The organism is Collinsella sp. TF11-5AC, from assembly GCF_003436775.1.
Taxonomy (GTDB): domain Bacteria; phylum Actinomycetota; class Coriobacteriia; order Coriobacteriales; family Coriobacteriaceae; genus Collinsella.
Genome location: NZ_QSQO01000008.1, coordinates 63,430 through 86,502, shown reverse-complemented (window position 1 = coordinate 86,502; position 23,073 = coordinate 63,430). Strand labels below are relative to the sequence as shown.

The 23,073-nt window shown below is 61.2% G+C and carries 23 protein-coding genes; all 23 read right to left on the bottom strand.

Annotation, left to right across the window (positions count from 1 at the left end; all coding sequences use genetic code 11):
* Positions 1–2: 2 nt before the first annotated feature.
* The 23 genes from atpA to DXD16_RS05295 all read right to left on the bottom strand — a co-directional run bounded on the left by atpA (position 3) and on the right by DXD16_RS05295 (position 23,046).
* Positions 3–1,601, bottom strand: coding sequence for a F0F1 ATP synthase subunit alpha (atpA, locus tag DXD16_RS05405; RefSeq protein WP_117641017.1), 1,599 nt, complete (start codon positions 1,599–1,601; stop codon positions 3–5).
* Positions 1,601–2,077 carry a FoF1 ATP synthase subunit delta gene (locus DXD16_RS05400; RefSeq protein WP_006235713.1) on the bottom strand — a complete coding sequence of 159 codons (477 nt, stop codon included), beginning with the start codon at positions 2,075–2,077 and terminating at the stop codon, positions 1,601–1,603. The genes atpA and DXD16_RS05400 overlap by 1 nt, the downstream gene beginning before the upstream one ends.
* Entirely contained in the window at positions 2,067–2,669 is a 603-nt protein-coding gene (atpF, locus tag DXD16_RS05395) for a F0F1 ATP synthase subunit B (RefSeq protein WP_006235712.1), read from the bottom strand. Before atpF ends, DXD16_RS05400 begins: the two co-directional genes overlap by 11 nt.
* Before the next feature lie 15 nt (positions 2,670–2,684).
* Positions 2,685–2,879 (bottom strand): ATP synthase subunit C, encoded by a 195-nt coding sequence (locus DXD16_RS05390; RefSeq protein WP_022094262.1) that lies wholly within the window; start codon positions 2,877–2,879, stop codon positions 2,685–2,687.
* A 124-nt stretch (positions 2,880–3,003) separates the two neighbouring features.
* A complete protein-coding gene (gene atpB, locus DXD16_RS05385) occupies positions 3,004–3,807 on the bottom strand; it encodes a F0F1 ATP synthase subunit A (protein WP_022094263.1) in 804 nt (267 codons plus the stop codon).
* Between the two features lie 3 nt (positions 3,808–3,810).
* Complete coding sequence (locus DXD16_RS05380; protein ID WP_035138788.1) at positions 3,811–4,122, bottom strand: hypothetical protein; 312 nt, start codon at positions 4,120–4,122, stop codon at positions 3,811–3,813.
* Positions 4,123–4,402: 280 nt separating this feature from the next.
* Positions 4,403–5,050, bottom strand: a complete 648-nt coding sequence (gene upp, locus DXD16_RS05375; protein WP_117655378.1) for a uracil phosphoribosyltransferase — start codon at positions 5,048–5,050, stop codon at positions 4,403–4,405.
* Positions 5,051–5,173: 123 nt separating this feature from the next.
* Positions 5,174–6,715 carry a glycerol kinase GlpK gene (gene glpK, locus DXD16_RS05370; protein WP_089573103.1) on the bottom strand — a complete coding sequence of 514 codons (1,542 nt, stop codon included), beginning with the start codon at positions 6,713–6,715 and terminating at the stop codon, positions 5,174–5,176.
* A 13-nt stretch (positions 6,716–6,728) separates the two neighbouring features.
* Positions 6,729–7,472: an L-threonylcarbamoyladenylate synthase gene (locus tag DXD16_RS05365; RefSeq protein ID WP_089573104.1), complete on the bottom strand. Its 744-nt coding sequence runs from the start codon at positions 7,470–7,472 to the stop codon at positions 6,729–6,731.
* Between the two features lie 134 nt (positions 7,473–7,606).
* Entirely contained in the window at positions 7,607–8,098 is a 492-nt protein-coding gene (locus tag DXD16_RS05360) for a type II toxin-antitoxin system HicB family antitoxin (RefSeq protein ID WP_128620077.1), read from the bottom strand.
* On the bottom strand, positions 8,065–8,250 hold the full coding sequence (locus tag DXD16_RS10560) for a type II toxin-antitoxin system HicA family toxin (protein ID WP_089573106.1): 186 nt from the start codon (positions 8,248–8,250) through the stop codon (positions 8,065–8,067). Before DXD16_RS10560 ends, DXD16_RS05360 begins: the two co-directional genes overlap by 34 nt.
* A gap of 68 nt (positions 8,251–8,318) precedes the next feature.
* The gene (locus DXD16_RS05350) at positions 8,319–9,569 is read right to left on the bottom strand and encodes a HemK/PrmC family methyltransferase (protein ID WP_117655377.1); all 1,251 of its coding nucleotides are present in this window, start codon (positions 9,567–9,569) and stop codon (positions 8,319–8,321) included.
* Positions 9,570–10,158: 589 nt separating this feature from the next.
* On the bottom strand, positions 10,159–11,226 hold the full coding sequence (gene prfA, locus DXD16_RS05345; protein ID WP_055252487.1) for a peptide chain release factor 1: 1,068 nt from the start codon (positions 11,224–11,226) through the stop codon (positions 10,159–10,161).
* Positions 11,227–11,517: 291 nt separating this feature from the next.
* The gene (locus tag DXD16_RS05340) at positions 11,518–12,945 is read right to left on the bottom strand and encodes a M20/M25/M40 family metallo-hydrolase (protein ID WP_117655376.1); all 1,428 of its coding nucleotides are present in this window, start codon (positions 12,943–12,945) and stop codon (positions 11,518–11,520) included.
* Between the two features lie 71 nt (positions 12,946–13,016).
* Positions 13,017–13,802: an amino acid ABC transporter ATP-binding protein gene (locus DXD16_RS05335; RefSeq protein ID WP_117637675.1), complete on the bottom strand. Its 786-nt coding sequence runs from the start codon at positions 13,800–13,802 to the stop codon at positions 13,017–13,019.
* Positions 13,803–13,824: 22 nt separating this feature from the next.
* Positions 13,825–14,973, bottom strand: coding sequence for an amino acid ABC transporter permease (locus DXD16_RS05330; protein WP_117637676.1), 1,149 nt, complete (start codon positions 14,971–14,973; stop codon positions 13,825–13,827).
* 9 nt (positions 14,974–14,982) lie between these two features.
* On the bottom strand, positions 14,983–15,909 hold the full coding sequence (locus tag DXD16_RS05325; RefSeq protein ID WP_117637677.1) for a transporter substrate-binding domain-containing protein: 927 nt from the start codon (positions 15,907–15,909) through the stop codon (positions 14,983–14,985).
* A 280-nt stretch (positions 15,910–16,189) separates the two neighbouring features.
* Positions 16,190–17,083: an aldose 1-epimerase family protein gene (locus DXD16_RS05320; RefSeq protein WP_117655375.1), complete on the bottom strand. Its 894-nt coding sequence runs from the start codon at positions 17,081–17,083 to the stop codon at positions 16,190–16,192.
* A gap of 79 nt (positions 17,084–17,162) precedes the next feature.
* A complete protein-coding gene (locus DXD16_RS05315; RefSeq protein WP_117655374.1) occupies positions 17,163–18,032 on the bottom strand; it encodes a hypothetical protein in 870 nt (289 codons plus the stop codon).
* A gap of 195 nt (positions 18,033–18,227) precedes the next feature.
* Positions 18,228–19,097, bottom strand: a complete 870-nt coding sequence (locus tag DXD16_RS05310) for a MerR family transcriptional regulator (protein WP_117655373.1) — start codon at positions 19,095–19,097, stop codon at positions 18,228–18,230.
* A 92-nt stretch (positions 19,098–19,189) separates the two neighbouring features.
* Positions 19,190–19,768 (bottom strand): UbiX family flavin prenyltransferase, encoded by a 579-nt coding sequence (locus DXD16_RS05305; RefSeq protein WP_117655372.1) that lies wholly within the window; start codon positions 19,766–19,768, stop codon positions 19,190–19,192.
* A gap of 190 nt (positions 19,769–19,958) precedes the next feature.
* A complete protein-coding gene (locus DXD16_RS05300; protein ID WP_117655371.1) occupies positions 19,959–21,446 on the bottom strand; it encodes a UbiD family decarboxylase in 1,488 nt (495 codons plus the stop codon).
* 142 nt (positions 21,447–21,588) lie between these two features.
* Positions 21,589–23,046 (bottom strand): SLC13 family permease, encoded by a 1,458-nt coding sequence (locus DXD16_RS05295; protein ID WP_199408120.1) that lies wholly within the window; start codon positions 23,044–23,046, stop codon positions 21,589–21,591.
* Between the last annotated feature and the right edge of the window lie 27 nt (positions 23,047–23,073).

Sequence of the window (23,073 nt, the reverse complement as noted above, 5' to 3'; positions counted from 1 at the left end):
GCTTAGTTCTCCTCTGATCCAGAAACATCCGAATGGTGCTTGGCCATGAACTGCTGCTTGAAGTCGCCGATGACACGCAAGAGCTCAGCCTTGGTGTCATCATCGATCTTCTTGGCGCGAACCTTGTCGAGCAGCAAGCCAAAGCCATTGTCCATGTACTCGATGAGCTCGGCACGGAAAGGCAGCACGTCGGCGATCTCCAGGTCATCCAGGAAGCCCTCGTTGCCAGCGAACAGCGTAACGATCTGCTCGCCAACCTCAAACGGCTTGTAACGCGGCTGCTTCAGGAGCTCGGTCATGCGAGCGCCGTGGGTCAGCTGCTTCTGAGTAGCCTCGTCGAGGTCGGAGCCGAACTGCGTAAAGCCAGCGAGCTCCTGATAGGAAGCGAGGTCCAGACGGAGGTTGCCGGCGACCTGCTTCATGGCCTTGGTCTGTGCGTCGCCACCGACGCGGGACACGGAAATGCCCACGTCGACTGCCGGGCGCTGGCCCTGGAAGAAGAGCTCGGACTGCAGGTAGATCTGACCATCGGTAATGGAAATGACGTTGGTCGGAATGTAGGCCGAGACGTCGCCGTCCTGGGTCTCGATGATCGGAAGAGCCGTCATGGAGCCATAACCGTTCTTCTTGGACATCTTGACGGCACGCTCGAGCAGACGAGAGTGCAGGTAGAAGATGTCGCCAGGATAGGCCTCGCGTCCGGGCGGACGATGCAGCGTCAGCGACATCTGACGGTAAGCCACAGCCTGCTTGGACAGGTCGTCGTAGATGACGAGCACGTGGCCGCCGGGGTTGGTCTCGCTGGCAGGCTTGCCGTCCTCGCCGTTGTACATGAAGAACTCGCCGATAGCGGCACCGGCCATAGGCGCGATGTACTGCATAGGGGCGGAATCGGCAGCGGTGGCCGAAACGATGATGGTGTAGTCGAGCGCACCGTGCTGAGCGAGGGTCTCGCGGATGTTGGCAACTGTGGAGGCCTTCTGGCCGATGGCGACATAGATGCAGACCATGCCCTTGCCGCGCTGGTTGAGGATAGCGTCGATGGCGATGGCGGTCTTACCGGTCTTACGGTCGCCGATAATGAGCTCACGCTGACCGCGGCCAATAGGCACCATGGAGTCGATAGCGAGCAGACCGGTCTGAACCGGCTCGCACACCGGGGTACGATCGATGACGCCGGGAGCCTTGAACTCGATGGGGCGACGGTGCGTGGCGACGATGTCGCCCAGGCCGTCGATGGGCTGGCCGAGCGGATTGACGACGCGGCCGAGCATGGCACGGCTCACGGGGATATCCATAATGCGGCCAGTGGTGCGGCACTCGTCGCCTTCCTTGATGGAGTCGACGGCACCGAACAGAACGGCGCCGACCTCGTCACGGTCAAGGTTCTGGGCAAGGCCGAAGACGGTCTCACCGGTATCGGAGCTCTTGAACTCCAGAAGCTCGCCTGCCATGGCGCTCTTGAGGCCGGAGACGCGCGCGATGCCGTCGCCTACCTCGTCGACCGTTGAAACCTCATGCGTATCGACCGTCGCGGAGAGGCTCGTGAGCTGCTCCTGCAGTTTCTTGGCGATATCCTGGGCATTGAGGGTTTCGGACATTAGGCTTCACCTCCGTACGAATTAGCAGAGTTTGCGAGGGTCTCCTGCGCGATGCGCAGCTGCGTCTTGACGGAAATGTCACGACGCTCGCCGCGGGCCTCGAGCACCAGGCCGCCCACGATAGACGGGTCGACCTGCTCGATAAGGAATACCTTGCGGCCGAAGTCCTGCTCGCATTTCTTAGTGATGGTTTGACGCAGCTCGTCGTCGAGCGGGATCGCCGTGGTGACGGTCACGCCCACTACATCCTCGTCTTCCTCGGCAACATACTTAAAGGCAGCTGCCACCTTGGGAAGAAGGTCGAGCTGGTCGCGCTTGGACATGGTGTCGAGCACGGCGATGATCTCGGGGCTGGCAGAAGCCAGGCGCTCGATCATCTCGAGGTCCTCGAACACATGGTTCTCGGCCTTAGCGGCTTCCAGAAGGGAGCGCGCGTAGGTCTCGAGCACCTTGTCCTGATAGCGGCTAGTCGGCATTCAGGCTACCTGCTTCCTGGATGTAGCGCTCGATGAGCTTCTTCTGCTCGGCATCGTCCTCGAGTGCCTCGCCCACGATCTTGGTGGCGACGGCAACGGACAGGTCGGCGATGGAGCTCGCGGCACCGGCGTAGATGGACTTGCGCTCGTCCTCGACGGTCGTATGGGCCTTGGCGATGATCTCCTCGGCCTCCTTGTGAGCAGCCTCGATGATACGGGCGCGCTCGGACTCGGCGTCCTTACGGGCCTCGAGGACGATGTCGGCAGCCTGACGACGGGCGTCGGTGACGATCGAGTCGGACTCAGCGCGCTTGGCGATGGCCTCCTGCTTGGTCTTCTCGGCCTCGTCGAGGCTCTCCTCGATCTTCTTGCCGCGCTCCTCCATGGTTTTCATGATGCCCGGCAGGGCAACCTTGGCCAGCACGATCCAGATGATCAGGAAGGCGATGAGCGCCGGGATGAACTCCGCCATCTTAGGGATGAGGATGTCCGCACCGGCAGCGCCGTCCTCAGCGAACGCGGAAACCGGCATGAGCAGCGCGGCCGCGGACGCAGAGAGTGCGATCGCGCTCTTCTGGGATGAAAGATTCATACTTGACGCTCCGTGCTATTTAACGATCAGCGCGACAACGAAGCCGATCAGAGCCAGAGCCTCGCCGAAGGCGGAGCCCATGATGAAGACGGTGAACACGCGGCCCTGGACCTCAGGCTGACGGGCCATAGCACCCGTAGCACCCAGAGCAGACAGGCCGATAGCAAGACCAGCGCCGATAACACCGAGACCGTAACCGATAACTCCCACGATTCCTCCTTTGTCGTGCGTGTCTTATTTCACGCAGGATAACCTTTTTATAACTGCCGGGCTCCATGGGTACGGGCACCGGCGGTTTAACGAATTGCCTTACCTTTAAGGCGCGAACGGAAGACTACTCCTCCTCTGCGACCTCCTCTGCCTCGGAGACATACACGGCGGTAAGGACCGTGAAGACGTAAGCCTGGATGGCGCCGACCACAAGCTCGATCGCATAGATCAGGATGAGGATGGCAAGCCAGGCCAGCGAAGGCAGGGCGCCGACGGCGTGCGCCGCGGAAACCTGCTGAAGCAGCGGCTGCATGAACATGCTCGCCATGATGGCGAACGAGCCCATGACCACGTGTCCTGCGAACATGTTGCAGAACAGACGGACGGCGAGCGTGATGAGGCGCAGGAAGGTCGAGAAAAGCTCGACGACCCACACGAGCACGTTCATCGGGAAGCTCACGCCCTGCGGGGCGAGGCTCTTGATGTAGCCGATCACGCCGTGAGCCTTGCATCCGTAGTAGATGAAGTACACGAAGGCGAAAATGGCGAGTGCGGCGGTGGAGCCGATTGCGCCGGTGCCGGGCTTCATTCCCGGGATCAGGCCGATCATGTTATTGATCAGGATGAACAGGAAAAGCGAGCACAGGAACGGGAAGTGCTTCTTCCAGTTCTCACCCACGACACCCTTGCCGATATCGTTCTCGACGTACTCGATGATGTACTCGAAACCGTTGACGAAGAAGCCCTTGGGAACCAGGGTCTGCTTCTTCTTGAACACGGCCAGGACGATCAGGAGCACGATCGTGGAGACGATCAGCCAAAACGAGTACTGCGTGATGCCGCAGCTCAGATCGCCCACGACAGGGGTGGAGCTGAACTCGCTGACCAGATGATTAATCTCATCAGGCAGCTTTTCAAAAATTTCCACGACTTACCTTTCGACCTCATGAGGATCTCGCAGCGCCTTGGCGACACGAACCGCGCAGGCGGCCATAAAGGCCACGAAGCCGATCGCCTCGCCCAGGAGGAACATGCGAAATGCCTCTCCGAACAACACAAACACAACCAAGGTAAAGACGAGCAGGGCGATTGCCGAGACCGCCAGACTCACCATACCCTTGAGCATGTCCGCATTCTGCTTATCGTCAAGAACCGGCTTGAGCGTAAAGACAAAGGGAAGGAAGGCAATTGCGCCCGCGATGGCGCCTGCAACGATAGCGAGCAGATCGGCTATCTGAAACACTGGCGTCCTCACTTTCCTTTTTAACGCCTCACAGAACAGTTCCCGCCAAACATTGGTGACTATTGTACGAGCCAATCGTTAAAGTACAACCGAAAAAGCATCGGTTAATACGCACCTGTTCGTTTTCTTAAGACCTTCTTTATGCCGCAGGTACGGTAATACGTTTTTCTCGAACCCTGCAGGGCAAAACGTCCGTTAACAGGAGTGCGCGCGGTCGCCTTTTGTTCGTCCGCGCGCACCGTTTCTTCGTATTTGCAGCCGCGGCCGTTTAGCCCAGCGACTAGAGCGTGCCGTAGATGCGGTCGCCGGCGTCGCCGAGGCCGGGAACGATGTAGGCGGCCTCGTTGAGATGGTCGTCGATGGCGCACGTATAAATATGTACGTCGGGGTCCTTTTCGGTCAGCGATTTGAGACCCTCGGGTGCGGCGACGATACACAGCATGCGGATGTCCTTGACACCGCGCTCGCGCAGGTAGCTGACGGCCATTTCGGCCGAACCGCCCGTGGCGAGCATGGGGTCGACAACCAGGCAGATGCGCTGGTCGATATCCTTGGGCATCTTGCAGTAATACTCATGCGGCTCGTGGGTGACCTCGTCGCGCTCCATACCGATGTGGCCCACGCGGGCAGAGGGTACCAAGTCGAGGATACCGTCGACCATGCCAAGGCCTGCACGCAGGATGGGAACGATGGCGAGCTTCTTGCCGGCGAGCTGCTTAAACGTGGCGGTGGTGATGGGGGTCTCGACCTCGACGTCTTCCATGGGCAGGTCGCGCATGGCCTCGTAGCCGTCAAAAAGCGCGAGCTCGCGCACGAGCTGGCGGAACTGATTGGTGCCGGTGCTCTTGTCGCGCAGGATCGACAGTTTGTGCTGGACGAGCGGGTGATCGACAAGGGTCACACGGGACGTATCGTAGGTGACGGTCATGGGTTGATTGCCCCTTTCGTTGCGGCCGCAAAACGGCCTTGCTGACAAGGTGTGCAGCAATGTTGCCGCCGCACGCCATGCATTAGTTTAGCGGTTTGTTGTATCGAGCAGCCTATCGCAGCCCTACTGTGAGGTGCTGAGCGAGCGCCTGACTGCATCACGCCAGCCCGCAAGGTTTTGCTCGCGGCGCTCGGCGGACATGTGGGGAAGGAAGGTCCTAACGATCTGGGCATTTTGCTCCAGCTCTTCCAGGTCTTCCCAATAGCCGACGGCAAGACCCGCCAAGTACGCGGCACCGATTGCCGTGGTCTCCACCGTCTCGCATTGCAGCACGGGGATATCCAGCAGGTCGGCCTGGAATTGCATGATGAACTCGTTGCGCGAGGCACCGCCATCGACAGACAGGCGTTCAATCGAAAGCCCCACGTCCTGCTCCATGGCGCGCAGCACGTCGTAGCTCTGATATGCCATGGATTCGCAGGCGGCACGTACGATGGTCGCACGGCTCGAGGCGCCGGTCAGACCGCACACGATACCGCGAGCATGCGGGTCCCACCAGGGAGCACCCAAACCCGCAAAGGCGGGAACGAAGTAGCAGCCCTCGTTGTCGCTAATCGAAGCGGCGAGTTGTGCCGACTCGCTCACGCTCGAGATGATGCCCATGTTGTTGCGAAGCCAGTTCATCGTTGAGCCGGCGGCAAAAATAGAGCCCTCGAGCGCATAGCTGACTTTGCCGTCCGCAGCGATACCGATGGTGGAGACCAGGCCATTCTTGGATTCGACGATCTCGTCGCCGGTGTTCATGAGCATAAAGCAACCCGTGCCATAGGTGTTTTTGGTCTGGCCGGGACGGAAACAGCAGTGGCCGAACAGCGACGCCTGTTGGTCACCCGCCACGCCCATGATGGGCGGCATGTTGGTCATGATGTCGCTCGCGACGCGGCCGTAGTCGCCCGAGCTCCAGCGAACCTCGGGCATCATGGAACGTGGAACGTCAAAGAGTGCCAGCAGGTCGTCGTCCCAATCGAGCGTATGGATATTAAAGAGTGCCGTGCGGCTGGCATTGGTGTAGTCGGTGGCAAAGACCTGGCCGCCGGTGAGGTTGTAGATGAGCCAGGTGTCGATGGTGCCAAACATGAGGTCGCCCGCCGCCGCGCTTTCGCGTGCGCCGTCGACGTTGTCGAGAATCCACTGCACCTTGGAGGCCGAGAAATACGGGTCGAGCGTGAGTCCCGTGCGGGAGCGCACCAGCCCTTCTGCGCCCTGCTCGACCAGCTCGTCGATCAGAGGTGCGGTACGGCGGCACTGCCATACGATAGCGTTATAGATCGGCTGACCGCTCACGCGATCCCAGACCACCGTGGTCTCGCGCTGGTTGGAGATGCCGATGGCGGCAATGCGGTCGGAGTGGATACCGCTCTTAAACTGGACTTCCATCATGACGGCGATCTGGCTAGCAAGGACCGCCATGGGGTCTTGCTCCACCCAGCCGGGACGCGGGAAGCTGGTTTTGACGCTGCGACGTGCCTGCGCGACGATGCATCCGTACTCGTCGACGATGGTCGCAAGTACCGAGGTGGTGCCGCAGTCGAGCGCCATGATGTAGGAACCGCCAAAGTCAAACGAGGCATCTTCCATGCCCAGGCTGCCCAGATTCAACGACATCGCTTAAACCTTTCTATTGCATCGGGTCGGACAGGACCCGTTCGATCTCTGATGCGGGAAGTGCGCCTTGGCGCAGGATCTGGAGCTCGCCGTGCTGAAACGACACGATGGTCGAGGCGTCGCGACACGGGGTCTCACCGGCGTCGACGGCAACATCGACCCCCTCCAGGATGCGACCCTCCACCGTGATAAAACTTGCCGGCGCGGGCGCGCCATGCGTGTTGGCGCTGGTGCAGGCAAGGGGGCTGCCACAGGCGCGAATGAGCGCCTGCACCACGGGCGAGGCCGAAGCGCGAAGTGCCACCGTGTCGTCGGCAGCGCGCATAAAGGTCGGCACGCAGGGGGCTGCCTTGACCACGATAGTCAGGGCTCCCGGCCAGCATCGTCGCGCGAGTATGCGGGCATCTTCCGGGATATCCACGCCATAGCGGTCGAGTGCTTCGACGCCATCGACCAGCCAAGCGACGGTTTGCGTGAGTTCACGTTGCTTGAGAGTGAAGATACGGCGATAGCCGGTGCCGAGCGCAGGAACTGCGGCGCCATTGACGGCAGCCTGCGGATCGCGCGGCCACGATGGGAATTCGCTTGTATCTTGGGGCACGGCGTCCGAGAAGGCGTTGACTGCCACGGCGACACCGTAGACGGTCTCGGTCGGGATCAAAGCCAGGCCGCCGCGGCCGAGCACCTCGGCCGTGCGCTCGACGGCAAGCCGATGCGGCTCGCGCGTTCCCTCGTATACCCGATAGACCGTCTGCATGTGTATGCCAGCCCCTTACGCTCTGGTGCAAGTTTGTTTACTGTGGGGCATTCTCGCACGAAACGTTCAACCTATTTGCCCAGAGCGCATGTTGGTTTGGTGAGCGGCTCTAGTAGTCGGTGAAAGTGAGGGGGTTATTGGACTGCGACGAACTTCTTTGGCCTGCCGGCGTGACGTTCTTGGGCGGCGTAACGCTCGATACTGTCTATCGTTATCATCCGACGGCCATCGACGAGTTCAACATCGAGTTTGCCGGCTTTGACCAGCGCGGTAATCCGCGGAGCGGAGACTTTGAGGTCCAGCGCTGCGTCTTTAAATGTTCGGCACGCCGCTTCCCGAGCGTCCTCGTGGTCGATTTCGACTGAAAGGGCCACGACCTCGGCCGAGCGTTCGTACCCTGCCGGAGTCAAACCGTTGTTGAGGTCGTCGGCCAAAAACGCCATCAGTGCCTCGGTGGCATGGGCAATCGCTTCTTCGCGCGTATCGCCATCGGCAAAGGCGCCGGGAATCTGCGGGAAGCTGGCGCAGTAACCGTCGTCTTCTTTTATGAGAACGCAGTCATAGGTAAATCGCTGCCTCATTTTGCCTCCAACTACCATCCAGCTTGGCGACGAATACTTGCCCACGTGCCCTTCTTTGGTCGATCACCACCAGAGCCGTTCACGGTGACAACACGGTCACCAGAAACATACTTAGCATGACTACCGACTTGCGCGACCTTCACGAATCCATCGTGCTTGAGTAGGGCAATGATTTCCCGAAAGGTAGGAGGTTGCATGGGCCGACCTCTTTCAGCCGTCCTAATTATAAACTAATTTATAATTTTTGCTAACCAGTTAATAAATATTACTGGCGCTGTTTGGGCTCGGTGACGATGGCTCGGACGATGCGGGGGCGATCGGTGAGGTCGTGGACGATGCGCACGTCCGACAGACCCGCTTGGCGGCAGAGCTCGGCCGCAGCGTCGAGCGCGCCCTCGTAGAGCTCGCAGGCAAAGAGGCCGCCGGCGCGCAACATGTAGGGCGCCGCGTTGAGCAGGCGGCGGAAGATATCGAGGCCGTCGGCGCCACCCTCGAGCGCCAGATCGGGCTCAAAGTCCTTGACCTCGTGCGGCAGCGAGCGCATGACATCGGTGGGGATGTAGGGCGGGTTGGAGACGAGTACGTCAAAGGTGCCCCACTCTTCACGGGGAATGGAGCTCACCAGGTTCGTGAGGCTGAAGGCGACCTCATCGGACGTGAGGCCAAGCGCATCGCGGTTTTTGGTAGCAAGGTCGATGGCGCGCGGCTCGATATCGGTAGCAGTGCAGGTGACGTGGCCGCGACGCTCCCAGGCGATCGAGAGCGAGATACAGCCCGTGCCGCAGCCGACCTCGAGAACGCGGGCAGTGCGGGGCTCGGCTGGGGCAGACGCAGCGGCATCCTGAGCTGAAACCGTCTCCTGGTCGGCACCCTCGATGGCGATGCCGTATTCGTCGAGCTCGGGCACGGCGGCTTCCGCGGCTTCGGCTTCTGCTGCTTGCGCGGCGGCTTCCTCGGCCTCGCGATCGGCCAGTTCCTCGGCATAGGCACGGCTGCCCAGTACGTCGCCGCCTAGCGCCGCCTCATCGGCAGCCGTCAGGTTGGCAGCACGGCGCTCGGCGGTCGCGCGTTCGTCGGCCAGCGCCGCCTCAGCTTTGCGGGCCTGCTCGACCTCATCGTTCCAAGGCAGCTCAACACGCTGACGGGCAGCGGCCTCGGGGCTCAGCACCTCGGTATCCAGATAGTTCAGGACTTCTTCGACGAGCATCTCGGTCTCGGGGCGCGGGATGAGCACGCCGGGGGCGCACGCGACGTCGATCATGCGAAACTGCGTGCTGCCCGTGATGTATTGCAGCGGCTCGCCCTTAGCGCGGCGGACAACGGCCGCATGCATGGTCTCGAGCTGGGCCGCGTTAAGCGTCTCGTCCATACGCATATATAGGTCAATGCGCGCCAGGCCCGTGGCGGCGCACAGCAGCCACTCGGCAGAAAGACGGGGGTGCTCCTCGCCGCGCTCGGCCAGGTACTCCTTGGTCCACTCGAGACAACGCTTGATGGTCCAAATCTCGTTTGCCATGGGGCCCTCCCCTCTTAAGCGCCGGACGGCGCGCGAATGTCGGAGCAGATTGTAAGCGAGGCCAGCGCTTGGCAAGGGGCGATTGAAGGCGATTATCGAGAATCAGCCCAGAATTTTGCACCGAGCTCGCTCAAAGTGTTCATTCGCTGACGTCTAAATTTGCATTCGTCAAGCTTTTGGCAAGGTTGCCCCAAAACTGACCAATATCTAACCAAGAACTTGCCACATCGCTTGACGCACGACCCATCAAAAATCGCCCCGCGATTTCTTGGACGTTTTTTCGAGCAATATTTTCAATTGCAGATGCATGCCGTTAATTGCTTTAAGCAGGTAAGCAGCTCAAAGGCCATCAAAACCGATTGAATAACATCTCAAAGCAATGTCCCCAATGACTCCCTACGGATCATTTGACAACCAAGGAAACGCCGATGTTTTGGCAATGCCAGCGAGCGACGTCCAGAGCGAACAAGTTGGCATGAAAAAGGCAAGGCATAGACCTTCTGGTCATGCCTTGCCTTTTGAATGACAAATTGTCGCTCTGGGCGGCGCGCAGCGTCGAGTCGTTACGCGGTTTGTAAAACCGCGTAACCTACACGGCCTGTGCCAGCTTCTCGGCACGCTCGGCGGCGGCGAGCGCCTCGATGACGGTGCCGAGCTGGTCGCCCAGGAGGACGCCATTGTAGGTGGAGTTGAAACCGATGCGGTGATCGGTCACGCGGTCCTGGGGCTGGTTGTAGGTACGGATCTTCTCGGAACGGTTGCCGTGGCCGATCTGGCTCTGGCGCTCGGCACCAAGCTCTGCCTGCTGCTTCTCGAGTTCCATCTCGTACAGACGGGCGCGCAGCATCTGCATGCAGACCTCGCGATTCTGAATCTGGGAGCGCTGCTCCTGCGACTGCACCACGGTGTTGGTGGGCAGGTGGGTGATGCGCACGGCGGAGTAGGTGGTGTTAACGCACTGACCGCCAGGGCCCGAAGCGCAGTAAGTGTCGATGCGCAGGTCAGACTGGTTGATCTGGACGTCGATCTCCTCGGCCTCGGGAAGCACGGCGACGGTTGCCGTGGAGGTCTGGATACGGCCCTGGGACTCGGTCTTGGGAACGCGCTGGACACGGTGTACGCCGGACTCGAACTTCATGACGGAGTAGACGCGGTCGCCCTCGACCTTGAACTCGATGGACTTAAAGCCGCCGGCCTCGCTGGGGCTGGAATCGAGCACGGTGGTCTTCCAGCCGCGCGACTCGCAGAAGCGCTGATACATCTTGTACAGGTCGCCGGCGAAGATGGCCGCCTCGTCGCCACCGGCGGCGGAGCGAATCTCGACGATGGTGTTCTTGTCGTCGTTGGGGTCGCTCGGGATGAGCATGTACTTGATGTCTTCCTCGAGCTGGGGAAGCTTGGCCTCGTTTTCGGAGATGTCCATCTGGAGCATCTCCTTCTCATCGGCATCGGTAGTATCGTGGAGCATTTCCTTGGCAGCCTCGATGTCATCGAGCGCGCCGATGTACTCGCGCGAGGCGGCGATGAGGTCGGACTGGTGCGCGTACTCCTTGTTGAGACGCGTGAACTCCTTGATGTCGGAGGCAACGGCCGGGTCGGAAAGCTTCTTCTCGAGCTCCTCATAGGCCTTGATGATCTTTTCGAGCTTGTCGCGCATGGCGGGACTCCTTTATATGCGTGAAGGTGAAAATCGGCAGAATTGATGGGGCGCATGGCGCCACTGCGGGGGTAAGCCCGGCTAGAGCATGTCGATCTTCAGATACATGCGCATCCCTTCGCGTGTGGGGTACATAGTTGCGATCTAACCCATACATGATAGCGTGCGCAGGCAAACCTGCATATAACCCGCACGGAATGAGTGGACGTAGCCGTTGGGTACGTTCCTTAACGACTAGTCGTTTAAGAGCGTCCCCAACGGCTAACAAAGGGACTGTCGCTTTGTCAGATTCTAGAGCGTGTGGAGTAGGGCGATGAGGAAGCGTACGCCCTGGAGGTAGGCGCGGCGGGTGATGCGCTCGTTGGTGCCGTGGACGCCGCGGTCGCACTCGTCATCGTCGACCACAAACGCCGAAAAACGAATGCATTCGGAGCAAATGTGCTGGTAGTTGGCAGCGTCGGTCGCGCCGATCACGGTCGAGGGAACGATACCGATAGGAGCTCCGCCCGCCGCTGATGATCCGTTTTCCTCCGTCCCCTCTGGATCACGGAAATAGCGGGCGGCGATGGCGCGGACGGTCTCGAGTCCCGGTCCGCCGATGCGCGGAGACGGCGAGGGTTCGGAGCTGCCAGGACCGAGCTCGATCTCGACACGGTCGGCGAGCCCCGCCTCGGCAACGGCGACGCGGCAGCAGGCCACGACATCGGCCACACTCGTGCCCTCGAGCATGCGGAAATTGATATTGGCCCACATATCCTGCGGCATCACGTTAGCACCGGTGCTACCGCCCTCGATTTGGGTCGGTGCACAGGTGGTGGTCACGAGCGGATAGAGCTTCTTGCTGGCGAGGCACTCGCGCACGATGGCGTCCTTGTTGGAAGCAATCTCGTCGGCCGTGTAGAGCTCCAGCTCGACGAGCTGTGCGGCAAGCAGGTCCGTGACGAGCGTCGGCCACTCGATATCGCAGATTGCGGTGATGGCACGGCTCAACACCTCGAGCGACGTGCCGCCGTAGGGGTTGGAAGAATGCCCACCCGCGCTCTTTGTCTTGAGCACAATGTCGGCATAACCCTTCTCAGCCAGGTCGGCGTGCATGAGCCAACCCTCGCCCGCGTTGTACTCGGCAGCCGAAACAATACGGTAGTCACCCTCGTCGATCAGATATTCAAGTTCAACACCGCGCTCCTCGAGCACGCGGCCGATAGCTCCAGCGCCGTACTGCGTGGTTTCCTCGTCCTGGCCAAAGGCGAGCAACAGCGAACGCTTGTGCTCCCAGCCGTGCGCCAACGCATACTCAACCGCCTCGAGAATGCCTGCGACCTGATCCTTCATGTCGATAGCGCCGCGACCCCAAATGTAGGTGTCGTCCACCTGTCCGCTAAAGGGGGCGTGCGTCCAGTCGGCCTCGGTACCCGGCACCACGGGGACCACGTCCATGTGGCCCATGAGCATGACGGGTTTGAGGGCGGAGTCGGAACCGCCAAGCGTCACCAACAGCGAGTGGTCGATAAGCTCGACCTCGCCCGCCGCAAACACGCGCGGCCAGGCCTGCTGCATATAGGCGCGCAGGTCGTCGAAGGGCTGCCAGTCCACCGCCTCGGCATCCATGCTCGAGATGGTCGGAAACGACAGCACGCGGCCCAAGCGCTCGCACGCGCCGGCCTCGTCCATATCGGCAAAATCGTCCTCATGCGCAAAGAAGCGCCAAACCTCGGCCATGACATCCTTTCGATTGTGACGACAAAGGCCGCCCCACGGGAGCGGCCCTGCAACGTAGGCGTTTGCGCCGGTTATTTGTCCTCGAGATAGCGAGAGAGGAACTCGCGAGTGCGCTGGTGCTTGGGATTGCCGAAGAGCTCGGCCGGCGCGGCGTCCTCGAGTACCACGCCCTTGTCCATAAAGACCACGCGGTCGGATACGGTTCGGGCAAAAGCCATCTCATGCGTGACGACGACCATGGTCATGCCGTCGGCAGCGAGCTTGCGCATGACCTCGAGCACCTCGCCCACGATCTCGGGGTCGAGCGCCGAGGTCGGCTCGTCAAACAGCATGATCTGCGGATTCATGCACAGGGCACGAGCGATGGCCACACGCTGCTTTTGACCACCGGACAGGCGACCCACGGCGGCGTGCGCGAACTTTTCGAGTCCCACGCTCGCCAGATGCTCCATCGCGACCTTCTCGGCCTCGGCCTTGCTCATCTTTTTGAGCGTGACGGGCGCGAGCGTGCAGTTGTCGAGCACGTCCATATTGTTGAACAGGTTGAAGCCCTGGAACACCATGCCGATGTCCTCGCGCAGCTTATTGATATTGCAGCGCTCGGCCGTAAGGTCCTGGCCGTGGAACCAGATGTGGCCCGCGTCCGGGGTCTCGAGCAGGTTGAGGCAGCGCAGGAAGGTCGACTTGCCCGAGCCCGAGGCGCCGATAATGGTGACGACCTCGCCGGGATTGACAGCGAGGTCGATGCCCTTAAGCACCTCGAGCGAGCCAAAGCTCTTGCGCAGGCCCTCGACGCGGATAAGCGGCTCATTGGTCTGTGCGGCGGCCGCGGTGCCGGTAGTGGCGGTATCTGCCATGATGATTCTCCTCGTCTTGAGCCTAGTTGGAGCTGGGCAGCGTTGCCGGGGCCTCGGCGCCAAGCTTTTTGCCAAAGGCCTCGAGCAGGCGGCTCGCCACGAGCGTCAGGATCAGGTAGACCACGAGCGCCACGCAGTAGACCTCCATCTGGCGGTAGTACACGCCGGCGACCGTGGTAGTAGCGTACATGAGGTCAAACACGCCGATGACCGAAAGCACCGACGAATCCTTGATGTTGATGATGAGCTCGTTGGTGAGCGCCGGAATCGCATTTTTAATGCCCTGGGGGAACACGACCTTGCGCATGGCTTGCCACTGTGACAGACCCAGCGAGCGCGCTGCCTCGGCCTGACCGGGGTCGATGGACTCGATGCCGCCGCGCAGGACCTCCATCATGTAGGCGGTAGAGTTGAGCGAGATGGTGACGAGGCCGGCAGTGAAGGTACTCCAGATCTGGTTGGCCTGGGCGGTCTCGAAGCCCATGCCGCGCAAAACGGTGAAGCCCGCGTAATAGATGAGTAGGCCCTGGACCATCATGGGCGTGCCACGCACGATGGTGGAGTAGATGGTCGCAAAGCCGCGGCCGACACTCTTAAAGAAGCGCACCAGGTCGTTGTCCACGCGATCGAAGGTCTGAATGCGCAAAAACACAAAGAGCAGCGCAAGGAAAAAAGCGATGACGGTACCGAAGGTCGCAAGTGCGATGGTGATCTCGATGCCGCGGATAAAGAAGTCCCCGCTCTTGTAGGTCATGTAGACCAGGCTCGACAAAAAGTCGCTGGGGTTGGAGTCCGAGACAATACTCACCTGCACCAGGTCGATAAACGACATGACGCAGCGGTCGACAAAGAAGATCGCCGCGATGACGACCACGACATAGCTGCCCAGGCGCGCGCCGCGACGGAAACGCTCGGATGCAAACGGTGACTTTTCGCGATAGTCGCTCCAGTGCATAACCTTGGTGACGAGCGCTGCCGCCGACACGACGATCCAGGCCCAAAGAATCGCCCAAAGGCAATCTTGGAAGATGCCGGTGGGCGCCAAAAAGCTCAGCGGCGTGGGGTTGCGCTGGCTAAATGCCAAGCCGAGCGCCGCGATAACGCTCGTGCCCAGGTACACATAACGGTGGTCGGCCTTGATAAAGGAGGCCAGACGATTGATGCCTTTCATGCTGCCTCCCTATGCCGGCTGACGGTCGAGGCACGCGTCCCACATTTGGTCGCGCTCCTCTTGGCTAATGCCCTTGAGTGTCTTGTCGATGAGCTTAAGCAGTTTGTCCGAGCCCTTGCGGCAACCGACATTCGCCGTGACCTCCTGCTTAAAGCCCTCGCCCTCGGCAAAGTGGATGGGGACGATACCGGGATTTTGGGCCATATAGCCCTTTTCGTTCTCAGTGTTGTAGGTCACGGCGTCGCACGTGCCCTGCAGCAGATTCGAGAACACCGTGGGGACCGAATCGACCGGGTTCTTGTGCACAACGCCCGGAATCTCGTCGATGACGGTATCGAGCATGGTGTCCTTTTGGCCGAGCACCGTGGCACCGCTGAAGTCGCTGAGCTTGGTGGCGTTTTGGTAGGGCGAGCCCTCTTTTACGAACAGGCCAAAGTAGCCAATGAAGTACGGGTCGGAAAAGCCGACGGACTCCTCGCGCTCGGGCGTGGCGCTCATGCCGGCGATGATGAGGTCAATCTGGCCGTTGTTGAGCGAGTCGATAAGGCCCGAGAAGCTCTGCTTGACGGCAACGGGCTCGCCGCCGAGAGCCTTGCAGACGATCTTGGCGATCTGCACGTCGTAGCCATCGGCGTAGGCTCCCTGCACGTTATCGATGGGGATCGTGAACTCGCTGGCCTCGGAAACCTGCCAGTTGTACGGGGCGTAGGCCGCCTCCATGCCAATGCGGATCTTATCCTTGCCGATCACAGAATCGGACAGGTCGTCGCGACCGCCGCCCGTCGTGGACTGAACTACTTCCAGCGTGGAGGGACGCTGGCAGCCGGCAAGTGCGCCGGCGACGACAGAAGCGCTCGCAGCGAGAGCGCTACCCAAAAAGATGCGACGGCTGCATACCGGCTGTGGATGCGCGTCGCGTTGATGGGGAGAATGCATAATCTGCCTTCCCTGTTGAATCGTATGCTGACGACTTAACAGGATATACGCCAGCGACCAGCAGCGCAGCACAAGCTCGAAAAATTAATAGACACACGGTAGTCATTGGGAGCGTCGATGTTTTGGCAATGCCAGCAGGCGCCACCCAGAGCGAACAAGTTAGCATGAAAAAGGCAAGGCATAGACCTTCTGGTCATGCCTTGCCTTTTGAATGACAAATTGTCGCTCTGGGCGGCGCGCAGCGTCGACCGGTCCGCCGTTCGTCAGAACGGCGGAACCTCTAGAGCAAGGTGGCGCTAAAGCTGCGGACGTCCGTCTCGCCCGGCGCCAGCGTGATGGTGTTGACCTTGTGCTCAAAGACATCGTCCTCGGTGTCCATGGTGGTATGACCGGTCCAGGGCTCGAGCGCCACAAACGGAGCATCGTTGGCGGCAGACCACACGCCGATGTACTTAAAGCCCTCAAAGTCGATCTTGACGCCGTGGCCCGACTTGCGGCCGCGCAGTGTGAGCGTAGAGCCCGGAGTATCGGTGAACATGATGGCATCGTTATCGAAGCTGCGGTGCGTGATGGGCAGCACGTCCGAGTTATCGGGGGCCTTGTAGCTACCCTCGAACGTCATAAGACCGTCGGGCGTGATGATGGGAGCCTCGTTGGTCCAAGCCTCGGTAAACGCCAGCTCGTAATCCTCGAACGCCTCGTCTTCGGCACCGGGGGCGGGCACGTTGAATGCAGGATGACCGCCCACCGAGAACGGCAGGTCCACGTCGCCGGTGTTGGTGACGGCAAAAGTCTGGGTAAGCGTGGCGTCGCCGGTTAGGGCATAGGTCATGTTGAGCTTAAAGTGGAAGGGGAAAGCCTTGAGCGACTCGGGCGTATCGGTGATCTCGTAGGTGACGGACGAGCCGTCCTCGGAGACCTCGACCAGCTTGTGCTCGACGATGCGCGCGAGTCCGTGGCGCGGCATCTCGCAGGTGCCGGCCGCAGACGTCGCCGTGTTGTTGCGCAGCGAGCCCACAATGGGGAACAGAATGGGCGCGTGCTTGCCCCAAAAGGCCGGGTCGCCCTGCCACAGATACTCGTTGCCGTTGAGGGCAAGGCTCGTGAGCTGGGCGCCCATGGAATCGATGGCCGCGGTAAGGCCGCCGCGCTTGATGGTAGTGACGGTGGACATGCTACTTCCTCCAATAGTAAACAACGGTGTCGAGGGCTATTGTCCCACTCTTGGCGGCGGGGTTGAGCGACAGGTGCAGTTATTGAGCAATAGCGTAAAGGTCAAACCCGCCCTGTGGCGTGCTATCGACCGTATCGGGCGCCTGTGAATTAAAGCTCACCGGAACCATGCGCTTTGAGGCGCGGTAACGCGTGCCGTCGGTGGCGACGGGCGGCTCATCGACCGTGAGCTCGTAGTCGCCGGGCTTGAGCTCGATACCGTCACCTTCGGAATTGACGTATTGATACTCGTCGATTGCTTGTCCCTTGAGCGTGCGACCCACGATATGGACGAGCATCTGGCTGTCGCCGCGGGCGGTGTCCCATGTCGCACCGTCCTTAACCTCGACCGACACATGCACCGAGCGCGTGCGGCTGAGCGATTGCTCGACAGACATCTCGACCTTGGCGGCGTCTTGGCGCTGCTGCTCGACATGACCCCAGATGCTGCCGATCGCCGAGCAAGCGATGACGCCGGCCATAAAGGCGATGAGAATGGGGCCGAGCGGAGAGCGACGGCCCGCGTCTTCCTCGCGAGCCAGGTTGGGGCGATGGGTGGGGGCGGGCGCCTGGGCACCCTGCGCGGGCACGTCGAGTATGCTGAAGGATGCCGTGCTGCCGGGGTCGATGGTATGGCGCGGCTGTGGGGTCTTTGCCGGCGAGATCGACATATCAGCCGGCTCGCCGAGCGTGGCCGTGGCATCGGCCTTCGCCTCGTCGGCCTCGGCCTGGGCCCAAGCCTGCTCAAAGGTCAGGGGCTCGGCGGCATCGGAGGCGGCGTCAGGCTCGACACCGGCATCGTTGCCGGTCTCGTCCTCGTCGCTCGACACGTCACACGGCGCGGGCTCGTCCCACTCTTCGTCCGGAGCCTCGCCCTCGCTATACCACCATTCAAAGTTATCGATATCCATACGGGGCGCCCCCTTGGCCTCGCAAATAAACACTTGCTAGCCTTATACCCCCAGATGACACGGGAGCTCGCCGGCACAGACAGGAAAAGCGTCACAACATTCGAGGCTTTTCCTCGTTTTCGAGATTTTCATCGAATGTTGTGATGGTTTGGGCGGCAGCCATGCCGCGAATGTGACAAAGGGACTGTCCCTTTGTCACATCTGGAGGGTAACGGGGATTTGGATGCAGCAAAAGTCCTCTTGGTGGGACTCGTCGTAGCTCGTGGTATCGAGGTAGCAAAAGTCGAAAGCGTTGCCAACGGGCTGGAGCGCGTGCTCGTCCATGCAGGCAACGATGGCGCGGATGCCCTCGGGCTCGTACGGCATACCCCAGCGGCTCATGCACAGGTATGTGCCCTCGGGCAGCACTTCGATGCCGATCTCTGCCAGCTCGGCGGGATCGCTCGGCAGCAGTTCCTCGACACCGCGCGGCAGCACGGCAAAGGAGCCCGCGCCGGCGATAGGGTCGTCGGAATGCAGCGCCTCACGACGCAGCATGGCACCCCAGCCGCGCATAGGGCGCGTGCCCGTCAACGCACGCATGCGCAGGATGGCCCGCATGAGCGTGGGGTGAAGCATCGAGCGGCCGCGCTCGATATCGCCTGGAAACTCCTCAAAGACCACGAAGCGGCGCTCGAACTGCTTGAGCTCCGGCTTGCCCTCGCGCTCGCGCCAGTAAACTGCCTCGTCGTAAAAGCTCAGACGCTCCTGCACGCTCGCACGCTCGGCTTTGAGCCCGGCAATCTGCTCGTCGAGCGCCTGCACCCGCGAGCGCAGGTGGTCGGTCATCTCGCTAATGTCGAACGTCGAGGCTAGGCGGTCGATCTCATCGAGTTCGAGCCCTAGGTCGCGCAGCATGCAGATCAGACGCATGAGCGGGATCTGCGTGGGCGAATAGAAACGGTAGCCTTTTTCGTTAACCACGGCGGGCTTAAACAGGCCGATCTTGTCGTAGTAGATGAGCGTTTGGCGCGAAACGTTAAACAAACTCGCCATCTCGCTAATCGCATACATGCCCGTCTGCATAGGTCCTCCCGACACATCCTTTTTGCGCACAAAGCCCGCCGCCCACAGGGGCAGCGGGCTCAAACACTACTCGTATCCTACCCTAAAGACGCCTATGACCAGCGCTTATAGTTTGCGCATGACACGCCGACGGCCTCGAGCGCCTTGGCGGCGATGTGGTGCACCGCGTCATCGAGCGTGGCGGGGCCGTTGTAAAACGTGAGCATGGGCGGCATGAGCATGACGCCCGGTACGCGCGCAAGGCGCGCCATGTTGTCGACATGAATGGCGCTGAAGGGCGTCTCGCGCACCATGAGCACCAGGCGGCGCTGCTCTTTCATCTGCACGTCGGCCGCACGCAGCAACAGATTGTCGCTGTAGCCGCTCGCGATGCCGGCGAGCGTCTTCATGGAGCACGGGGCCACGATCATGCCGTCGACCGGATAGGTGCCGCTTGCGATGGCGGCGCCGATGTTCTTGTTGTCGTAGACCACATCGGCATGCGTGGCAAACTCGTCGAGCGTCATGCCGAGCTCCTGCTCGATGGTGATCTCTCCCCCGCGCGTGACGACAAGCGCCGACTCGGCACCTGCCTGGCGCAGGCATTTGAGGCACTCAAGACCCAGCGCGGCACCGCTGGCGCCAGACACGCCAACGACAATGCGACGGGGACGGATCACAGGATCAGACATAGCGACTCCTTACAACAAAATGGCAGCTATAGGTCAGGCAATGTCAGCGAGCGCGCGCCTGGCGAGGCAAGGTGCCCCGAAACAAGAAGGCATAGGGCTTATGCCCATGCCTTCGCAGATGAGGGGCAGATTGCCCGCCAGGCGCGGGCGCAGCGTCGAGTGGTCCGACGTTCGGTAGAACGCCGGAACCTTAGAAAGCAATCTCCTTGGCCCACTTGTCCTTGTCGATCTCCATGAACTGCGAGCGAATGAAATTCTTCTTGAGGTCGAACGGAACCGTGCAGTCGAAGATGGCCTTGCAGGCGATGCCGTGCTCGCGAATCGTGGGGTCGAACGCGGGGTCGTTGGACGGGTCGAGCACGTGGCAGTGGCAGCCGGGGATGGTGATGAGGTCGACGTCGGCCTGGAAGCGCGTGGTCATGGCCCACATCACGTCGCTCATATCAAAGATGTCAACATCCTCGTCAACCAAGATCACATGCTTGAGCTCGGAGAATGCCGAGAAGGCGAGCATGGCGGCGTTGCGCTGACGGCCCTCGTCATTTTTGCTCGACTTCTTAAACTGCATGATGGCAACGAACTTGCCGCCGCCGCAGGGTGCAGCGTGGACGTTGAGCAGGCGGCCCGAGATAGCGGTCTCGACCATCTTGTAGATGGAAGCCTCGGTGGGGATACCGGCCATGGACACGTGCTCGTGCGAAGGGCCGATGCAGCTCTCCATAATGGGGTTGACACGCGTGGTGACGGCGGTGATCTTGATCACCGGGCAGACCTTGGCGCCGCCGGTGTAGCCGGGGAACTCGGGCATGGCGTAGCCGTGGCCGTTGACGTCCTCGTTGATGGTCTCGTCGTGCATGAGGTAGCCCTCGAGCACGTACTCGGCATTGGCGATGCACTTCTGCGGAACGGTGACGCAGTCGGCAAGCTCGACAGCGTGGCCGCGCAGGGCGCCGGCAATTTGCAGCTCGTTGAAGCCGAGCGGTGTGGTGGGAGCCTCAAAACCGCAGCACATGTACACGGCGGGGTCCAAACCGATGGAGATGGAGATGGGCATGTCTTCGCCGCGCTGGCAGTACTCGTCAAAGAACGCGCCCAAGTGACGGCTGCCGGGGGTAATCCACATGGCAAGCTTATCCTTGTCGACGCAGGAGAAGCGGTGGATGGTCACGTCGGACTGGGAGCCGTCGGGGCTCGTGCCGTAGGCGAGGCCCATGGTGATGTAGGGGCCGCCGTCGACGGGCGTGTTGGTAGGAGCGGGAACGATCTTGCGCAGGTCAAAGCCCTCGTCGGTCGCCTTGTACACGACCTCTTGGCAGTCGACGTGCGCACCCTCGGCGATCTGCTCGGGCGCGATCAGGTTCTCGAAGCGCTTGCCGATCTCGAGGCCCAGGTGCTCCTCGTCCAGGTCGAGCAGGGCGGCAACGCGCTTGCGGCTGGCAAGCATGCCGATGCAGACCTTGGCATCGTCAAAGCCCTTGACGTTGTTGAAGACCATCGCCGGACCCTCTTTGGTCGGGCGCATAACGGTGCCGCCGGCGCCGACGTGACGGTAGACGCCCGAGACCTCGGCGTCCGGGTCGACCTGAGTGTCGGTCTCAAGCAGCTGGCCCGGCATCTCGCGCAAAAAGTCGAGCGCGGAGCGCAGGTCGTGAATCTGGGAAGCATCGGTAGTGGACATAGCATGCTCCTTTCGGGAGAGTGCCCGGCGGCGAGGATGCCGCCGGGCTTGGTAACGTAATGGGGCCGCAGCGCTCATAGATGGGGCGCTCGGGCACTCGCAGTTCAAGCACTCGGCTAATTACAGCCAAGCACTCGACTGCTTACATCAGGCCAAAGAGGTGGAACCAGGCGGCCTCGACCAGCACGACGATAAAGACGACCGCGGTGAGGGGAATACCCATGCGCATGGCCTCTTTGGAGGTGTAGCCGCCGGCGTCCTTGCCCTCGCCGATAAGGATCGGCAGGTTGTGGAACGGCAGGATGTAGTGGATGTTGATGGACGTGAAGACGATGAGCGCCACGGCAAGCGGGCTTACGCTGGAGCCGGCCGCGAAGCTGATGAACGCCGGCACGCACACACCGAGCACGGCCATGACCGAGCCCATGAACATGTGGATGATCATGGAGAGCGCGGCGACGAGCAGGGCGAACAGGAAGATGTTCTCGGGCACGGAGCTGGGAAGCACGACGTCGGCGATCCAGGCGTTCATGCCGGTGGCGCCGCCCACGGAACCCACGGCCATGGCGGCCGTCAGGAACATGAGGGACTTGATGTCGACAGCGTTCCAGCTGGCAGGAGTGAGGACCTCGCCGATGATGGGCATGGCGAGTGCGACGCCAATGGCCAGGGTGACCCAGCCGATATAGTCGCCCGAGACGGTGAGCCACAGCGCGATGGCGATGACAAGCCACACGATGGTGCGGATCTCCTTGACGGAGAGCTTGCCGAGCGCGGCCTGCTTGGCCACGATCTGCTCGCGATCGTAAACGAGCTCCTTGCTGGGCTTAAAGAAGAAGAGGCCCAGGAACAGGGTGCACAGCAGCGCGACCAGCATGGGCACGCTCATGTACAGGAACCAGTCGACGAAGGACGGGCTCATGCCGCCGGCCTCGGCGCTGTACTGCGCGACGAGCGGGTTGAGTGTGGAGTCGCCCGTCAGGAAGAACATGGAGCCCGGGGCAGCAGCGGCAAACACGAGGAAGCCGAGCTTACCCTTGTCGTCGTCACCGTAGCCGGCGGACTCGGCGATGACCGAGACGACGGCGAGGATGAGGAAGGCGCGGGGGAACGGATGCGGGATCAGCAGCGACAGCACAAAGGTGAGCGCGAAGATCGAGATGATGAGCGACTTGGCGTCGCGCACGAACTTGAGCATAAACGCATAGGCGATGCGCTCGCCCAGGCCCGACTCCTTGACCGCGCTGGCGATGAGGTAGGCACCAATGACGAGCCACATGGTGGCTTTGGTCCACGAGCTAAACGTGGAGGCGACCGTCGCCGAGATGCTCGCGGCGCCCGTGTCGTCCACGCACACCTTGAATAGAACGAGCAGCGCGCAATAGAGCAGGCCCACAAAGCCCGGCTGCGCCACACCGCATGCCCAGAACACCACCGTGGCGAGCGTCAGTGCCAGACAGGTCTGACCGCCGACCGTGAGCTCGACCGTCGAGCTCAGCTCCGCCAAAGGAAGAAACTTCACCAGCAAAAAGACAACGATACCCAGCACAAAGCCAATTTCGCGCTTGGTGATCTTAAACGCCTTCTTTTCCGCTTCCATCTCCCCACCTTTCTTGTTGGGGGCGCT